Here is a 6,768-nt window from a genome sequence, read left to right on the forward strand (position 1 = left end):
AAGCTCCCCCTGGGGGGGGGGGGGAGGGCACACCCCAGGGGGCGGGGTGGGGGGGGGGTTTCCTTTCCGCCCCCCTTGGTGGGGGCCCCCCCCCCCCCCCCCCCCCCCCACACGCGCGCGGTGCGCTGTCTTTTCGATGGCGGTGCGTCAGCGTGCCGCGCCGAAATCCTGCGTCCAGTAATGGTTCGGCCCCGCGTAGCCGATACCGATCTCCTTGAAGGAGCAATCGAGAATGTTCCGCTTGTGGCCCGGGCTGTTCATCCAGCCCTCCATGACCGCAGCGGGAGTGCTGTAGCCGTACGCGACGTTCTCGCCGTACGTGCTCCAGGTGTATCCGGCGCGGGTGATGCGCTGGCCCGGGTCGGAGCCGTCGGAGCCCGTGTGGGACATGTTCGCGTGCGCGGCCATGTCCTGGCTGTGGCTCTGGGCGGCCGCCGTCAGCTTCGCGTTGATGGTGAGGGCGGGGCAACCGACCACGGCGCGCTCCTGGTTGACGAGCGCGAGGATCTCGCCCGCGACACCGGAGGCGGCCGGGGGCGCGGCTGCCTTGGGCGTGCTCGGCGCCTGGACCTGCGGCTTCGCGGTGGTGACCGGTTTCCTCATCGGCTGCTGCTGCGTACGGCGGGGTGCCTCGGCGACCGGCTCAGCGGGGGCTGCCGGGGCGCTCTCGGCCGTGGGGGCGCCGCTCTCGGCTGCCGGGGGGCTGCTCTGGGTCGGGAGCGTGACCGGTGCCTCGGAGGCCGGGGGGACGGGCGCGAAGGTGGGGGCGCCGTGCCAGGGGCGCATCTGGTGCCGGCCGGCCGCCTGCGTGGGGACGGAGTCCGGCCCGCCGAAGCAGGCCATGGCGGCCGTGGGCACACCCACGATTCCGAGGGCCCCGACGGCGATCGCTATTTTCCTGTAGTGCTTTTTCTTCTTCCGGTGCTTCTGCATGCGTGACCTCATTCGGTGATCGCGAAGCTTCCGGCGCCCGAAACGCAAGCGCCGGAGGAGTCGCCATTCTTAAAAGCCCCGCAACGGCCTGGCAAGTTATGGCTACTAATACGCAGGGGAGATCGGTGGCGCGGCTTGAAACGAGCCGCGGATCATGTATGGCTGCATTGCGACATCTCCGGGAAGGGCCTGATGGCCGGCCAGAAGCGGACGCGAGCAGGCAAAACGCAGCCCGGGGAACGAGTGCCGCGGATTCCGTTTCCACCGGAGTGGGGAATGTCGATTCCAAAACGGACAAATATCGAAATGTCGGTTGGCTGGTGCGGGCCCGAGGATTCCGTTTCCGGCCCGGGAGCCGTGACGTATGTCACGGAATCCGATGCCGTCCGACCGCAACCTTCCAGCCGGGGTACCGAACGGGCACCCGGGGCGAGAATGGAGCTCCACCACGGGACGGGCTGGGGGCGGCATGCCGGTGTTGCTCGTACGGAGGCGGGGCCGCGCAGGCGGCTGGGCCGCCTACCTCGGGGCGGTGGGCCTCGGCGCGGCCGCGCTCGCCCTGGCCTCGGTGTGGACCAGCGGCGCATGGGCCACCGGCATCGGCGCCGCCGTGACCACGCTGTCCGGGCTGTCCGCCGAACGGCTCCTGCCGCCCCACGACCCGACCGGAGGCGGGAGCGCCACCGGGACCGGGACCGGGTTCGGGAGCGCGGCCGGCGCGGACGCCCTGCTGCGCAGCCCGGCCGGCCGGATCCCCTCGCTGCGCCAGGTGGACCGCCCCGAACTGGCCGGAGCCCACCCCGCCGACGGGTACCCGGGGGACGGGGGCCGGACCCCGGTTGCGGCCCCCGCCTACATCCGCCGCGACGTGGAACCGCAGCTGCGCGAGGCCCTCCGCCGGGCCGGGTTCGTCCTGCTCGTGGGGGAGTCCACGGCCGGCAAGTCCCGGCTGGCGCACGAGGCGGCCCGCTCGCTGTTCCCCCGGCACGCCTTCGTCCGCCCCCTCGGCCGGGCGGCGCTGCCGCTGGCGGTGCGGACGGCCGCGCGCCGCCGGCGGTCCGTGCTGTGGCTGGACGGCCTGGAGGACTTCCTCGGCGCCGGCGGCCTGACCACCGGCATGCTGGCCGGGCCGTCCGCCGCTCCGCCGGGCCGACGCGTGGTGCTGGCCACCATGCGCACCGAGGAGTACCGCCGCTTCGACGCCCGCGAGGAGAGCCGGCTCACCGGCTCCGACCGGGACGCCTGGCGCACCCAGCGCGACGTACTGCAGCGGGCGGAGGTGGTACGGCTCGCCCGGCACTGGTCGCCGCAGGAGCGCCGGCGGGCCGCGGACCACCGGCAGGACCCGCGGATCAACGCGGCCTTACGGGCGGGGGAGCGCTTCGGGATAGCCGAAGTCCTGGCGGCCGGACCGGAACTGCTGGCCGGCTGGCAGAACGCGTGGGCTCCCGGCGCCAATCCGCGCGGCGCGGCCGTGGTGGCCGCAGCGGTGGACTGCAGGCGGGCCGGGCTGCGCCGCCCCGTCAGCCGGGAATGGCTGCGCGAGCTGCACGTGCCCTACCTGGCGGCGCGCGGCGGCGGCGACCTGCAACCGGAGCCGTTCGCCGACGCGATGGACTGGGCCTGCGCGGCCGCGTACGCCACGAGCGGCCTGCTGGTCGGCAACTACTCCCAGGGGTACGCGGCCTTCGACTACCTGATCGACACGCCGGGCCTGGCCCCGGTGCCCGACCACCTGTGGCGCACCCTGGTCACCCGGGTCACGCCGGCCGAGGCGTACGACATGGGGCTGCTGGCCCACCAGGAGGGGCGGTCGCGCCGGGCCGCGGAGGCGCTGTCCCGCGCCCGGCGGGGCGGGGTGACCGGCGCCGACTTCCTGCTCGCGATCACGCTGGGGGACGCGGGGCGGCCGCGCCGGGCGGCCGCGGAGCTCGCGGGGATCACCCGGCGGCGGGAGAACCGGCTCGGGCCCCGCCACCCCGACACCCTGGCCGCCCGCCACCAGCAGGCCTTCTTCACCGGCGAGGCCGGCAATCCGCGGGCCGCGGCGGCCCTGTTCACCACCCTGGCCGCGGACACGGCGGCCGTCCTCGGCCCCGACCACCCTGACACCCTGGCCGCCCGCCACCAACTCGCCCACTTCACCGGGCAGTCGGGCGACAACGCCGAGGCCGCACGACAGCTGGCCCGCCTCCTCGCCGACCGGCTACCGGTCCAGGGCGCGGAGGACCCCCAGGTGCTGGCCACGCGGCGCAGCCTGATCTGGTACGGCGCAGGCGATCCCACCCGGATCGAGCAGCAGGCGGCCGAGTTGCTGGCCGACGCCGAGCGCCTCCTCGGCCCCGACAACCCGCACACCCTCGCCGTGCGCAGCACCCGCGCCGCCCTCGCCGCCCGGGCCGGACGGACCGCTGAGGCCCTGGCCGCCTGGGAGTCGCTGGCGACCGACCGCACCCGGGTCATGGGCCCGGACCACCCGCACACGGTCTACGCCCGGGTCGAACGGGCCCGTTCCCTGAACGTCGCGGGCCGGTCCGGCGAGGCCCGCGCCCTGCTGGTCCGCACCCTCCGTGAGGCCGAGCCGCTGCTGGAGGCCGACCACCGGAACCTCCGCCTCGCCCGCGACCTGCTGGCCACCCTCACCACGGCGGGTCCGGGGCACGCGTAGCCGGTCGGCCGAGCCCGCGGTGGCGATGCACGCGCGGCGCCCTCCGCGGCCCTGGCCGCGACCCGCAGGCGCCCCCGGACGTTAGCCCGTCGACAGGGGAGGCGGGGCCCGCCCGCGGCATCGCCGCGCACAACCCTGCCGCACGCGATTCCTCGTACTCAAGGAGACGACAGGTGTTCCCCACAGTCGTAAGCCGGTTCGGCCGCTCGGTCGCCGTCACCGCCGCCGGCGTCCTCGTCACGGGCCTCCTCACCGCGGCACCCGCCGGGGCCGACGGCGCAGCGCCCGCCCGGGCCGCCCTCGTGCTGGACCGCAACTTCCCCGACCCGGACGTGGTCAAGGAGGGCCGTACCTACCACGCCTACGCCACCAACAGCGGGGCCGTCACCATCCAGCACGCCACGTCCACGGACCTGGTGCACTGGGCGCCGGTCGACACCGACCCCCTGCCCCGCCCGGGGGACTGGGCGGAGCCCACGCGCTCGCTCGTGTGGGCGCCCGAGGTCTTCGCGAACGGCCGCGGCTTCACCATGCACTACACCGCCCGCGACCGGGCCAGCGGCAGGCAGTGCATCGGCGTCGCCCTCTCCTCCTCCCCGGACGGCCCGTTCCGGCCCGCCGGACCGGGACCGCTGGTCTGCCCGGCCGCCCAGGGCGGCGCCATCGACGCGGCGAGCTTCACCGAGGGCGGCCGCCGCTACCTGCTGTGGAAGAACGACGGCAACTGCTGCGGCCTGCCCACCCGGATCCACCTGCAGCCCGTTTCCTGGGACGGCACCCGGACGACGGGCGATCCCGTCCCCCTGATCGGCCAGGACCTCCCGTGGGAGGGGCAGCTCGTCGAGGCCCCGACACTGGTGCGGCGCGACGGCCGCTACGTGCTCCTCTACTCGGCCGACTCCTACGCCGACCACCGCTACAAGACGGGGTACGCGGTGGCCGACCGCCTGACCGGCCCCTACGTCAAGGCGCCGGAGCCGCTCCTGTCCACCGACTCCCTCGGGGGTGCGGTCCGCGGTCCCGGCGGGCAGGACGTGGTGACCGGCCCCGACGGCACGGACCGGATCCTCTTCCACGGCTGGAGCCCCGACGGCACCGATCGGCGCCTGCTGTACTCCGCCGGCCTCGACTTCACGGACGGCGTCCCCCGCGTCTGACCGGCGCCGCGGGCCCCGGCCCCGTCAGCCCCACTTCTGCCGGTCGGAGCCGTCGCAGGGCACGGCCCGCAGCCCCTGCCCGCCGTCCTCCAGGCAGGTCCCGGAGCTCCGGCTCCTGACCTCGACCGAGGCGTCCGCCAAGGCCGTCACCGCCCACTGCTGGGTGACGGCCTTGCTGCAGGACGCACCGCGCAACCCGGATGCGCCGCCGTCCAGGCAGGCGCCCGTGGCGTGGTTGCGCAGCTCGCTGCTGCCGTCGGGATTCGGGTGGACCGTCCACCGCTGGTAGCTCAGCCCGTTGGGCTCGAAGGAGCGGAGCCCCTTGTCGAGGCTGTGGTCCAGGCAGTTGCCCGTGACGCGGTTGACGAAGATGCGGCTGTGGTCGGCGGGCCGCGCCCCCTGGGGCCCGGCCGCCGCCGGGTGCGCGGACTCCTGCGCAGCGCCCGCCAGGAACGCCGCCAGCGCACCCCCGCACAGCAGCCCGGCGCAGGTACCGCCCACGGCCCACGCCCAGCGGTGCTGCGCCCACGCACCGGCCGTACGCCGCCACCGGCGCCACCGGGATCCCGTCCCCGGGGCGGTGGGGGTCGGGCCGCCCGCCGCCGGGGGCGGCTTCGGCTGGCACCGGTCCGCCGCTTCCCACAACGCCCGGTACTCCGCGGGATCGGCGCCCAGGGCCCGGCACAGGTCGCGGACGGTCGCCCACGGCGGGACCGTGCTGCCCCGCAGATAGCGGGAGAGCGACGAGTCGCTGATCAGCACCTCTGATTCCAGCGAACGCAGCGTCCGGCCGGATCGCCGCTGCAGAGCCCGCAGCGCATTCCCCAACTGCTGCCCCGCACTGGGGTGCTGTCCGTCGAGGCCCGTCATGCCCGCCCCCTTCCGACGGCCGCGCGCCGTTGCCCCGGCAGGCCGCCCCGTGTCCCGGGATGGTCGTGTCCCAGCAGGTCAGCACCATAGGGATCCCGACATCGCCGAAGCAAACGGGACAGCGTTGCGACGGCCTTCCCGGCCCCCGCAGACTCCTTCTCGTCCGGCCCCGCAGCCGGTGCCGAGCGCCGCACCGCGGCCCGGTGCCCCTGGCGTCGGGTGTCCGTCACCGGCCCGTACGGGCCGGATCGGCGGCGGCCGCGCCCTGATCGCGCGGACCGTCGTACGTCCCTCCTCCTCCGTCCGCTGCGGGGTGCGCATGCGTGCAGTCGAGCAACACCAGGCGCGCAAGCAACACCAGTAACGCGAGCAACGCAGGAAACACGAGAAACGCGAGAAACAGGAGACTTCGTATGTCCAAGAAGACCACCCGCCGTTGGGTCAGCGCGACGTTGACGGCGATGCTGTGCGCCGGCTCCCTCGTGCTGATCGCGCCCTCCGCCCCCGCGGCTCCTGCCGCCTCCCCGGCGGCGGCAGCCCAGGCGGCGCCGGAATCCCACGCGGCCCCGGCAGTGCAGGCGGCTCCCCGGCTCACCCGGGCCGAGGTGCTGGCGCGGGCGAAGACCTGGCTGACCGCCGACAACGGCCGCCCCGTGCCCTACAGCCAGACCAAGCGGTGGAAGGACGGATACCGGCAGGACTGCTCCGGCTACGTGTCCATGGCCCTCGGGTTGCCGAAGCCCGGCCCCAACACCGTTTCCCTGAAGAACGACGGGTTCACGCGCCGGATCGCCATGAAGGACCTCGTCCCCGGCGACCTCGTCCTCAAGGCCGACAGCAACAGCGCGGACCGGCGCCACGTCGTGATCTTCGACGGCTGGGCCGACAGCGCCCACACCGTCTACGCGTCCTACGAGCAGGCCGGCGGGGTCGGCACCCGCTGGAAGCGGCACTCCTACGGGGTGAACGGCCGCGACGGCTACCACGCCTACCGGCCCGTCAACGTCGTGGGCTGAGCCGCCCGTCCCTCGGGGGGGGGGGGGGGGGGGGGGGGGGGGGAGAAGGGGGGAGCCGAAAAAAGGCATGCGACCCACCCCCACCCCACCCCCTCCCCCCAAGGAAAACAAAAAAAACGCCCCG

Annotated in this window: 5 protein-coding genes; 3 read left to right on the plus strand and 2 right to left on the minus strand. The window is 74.8% G+C overall.

Annotated features, from left to right (window positions below; genetic code table 11):
• Positions 1-147: 147 nt before the first annotated feature.
• The gene (locus ACZ4VL_RS39720) at positions 148-933 is read right to left on the minus strand and encodes a CAP domain-containing protein (protein WP_468210632.1); all 786 of its coding nucleotides are present in this window, start codon (positions 931-933) and stop codon (positions 148-150) included.
• 469 nt (positions 934-1,402) lie between these two features.
• Here ACZ4VL_RS39720 and ACZ4VL_RS39725 point away from each other — a divergent pair, with 469 nt between their 5' ends.
• Both ACZ4VL_RS39725 and ACZ4VL_RS39730 read left to right on the plus strand, forming a co-directional pair.
• Entirely contained in the window at positions 1,403-3,601 is a 2,199-nt protein-coding gene (locus ACZ4VL_RS39725; protein WP_468210635.1) for a tetratricopeptide repeat protein, read from the plus strand.
• Positions 3,602-3,774: 173 nt separating this feature from the next.
• Complete coding sequence (locus ACZ4VL_RS39730) at positions 3,775-4,758, plus strand: glycoside hydrolase family 43 protein (protein ID WP_468210638.1); 984 nt, start codon at positions 3,775-3,777, stop codon at positions 4,756-4,758.
• Positions 4,759-4,782: 24 nt separating this feature from the next.
• On the opposite strand, the gene ACZ4VL_RS39735 is transcribed toward ACZ4VL_RS39730, so the two are convergent.
• Positions 4,783-5,628: an RICIN domain-containing protein gene (locus ACZ4VL_RS39735; RefSeq protein ID WP_468210641.1), complete on the minus strand. Its 846-nt coding sequence runs from the start codon at positions 5,626-5,628 to the stop codon at positions 4,783-4,785.
• Positions 5,629-6,041: 413 nt separating this feature from the next.
• On the opposite strand from ACZ4VL_RS39735, the gene ACZ4VL_RS39740 reads away from it, so the two are divergent.
• A complete protein-coding gene (locus tag ACZ4VL_RS39740; protein ID WP_468210644.1) occupies positions 6,042-6,644 on the plus strand; it encodes a hypothetical protein in 603 nt (200 codons plus the stop codon).
• The last annotated feature ends 124 nt before the right edge of the window (positions 6,645-6,768 follow it).

It is taken from the genome of Streptomyces sp. NPDC029014 (genome assembly GCF_055564695.1).

What these genes read in the sequence shown, in the direction of transcription:
- ACZ4VL_RS39720 (WP_468210632.1), bottom strand. Translation starts at nt 933, where the DNA reads ATGCAGAAGCACCGGAAGAAGAAAAAGCACTACAGGAAAATAGCGATC.
- ACZ4VL_RS39740 (WP_468210644.1), top strand. Translation starts at nt 6,042, where the DNA reads ATGTCCAAGAAGACCACCCGCCGTTGGGTCAGCGCGACGTTGACGGCG.
- ACZ4VL_RS39735 (WP_468210641.1), bottom strand. Translation starts at nt 5,628, where the DNA reads ATGACGGGCCTCGACGGACAGCACCCCAGTGCGGGGCAGCAGTTGGGG.
- ACZ4VL_RS39725 (WP_468210635.1), top strand. Translation starts at nt 1,403, where the DNA reads ATGCCGGTGTTGCTCGTACGGAGGCGGGGCCGCGCAGGCGGCTGGGCC.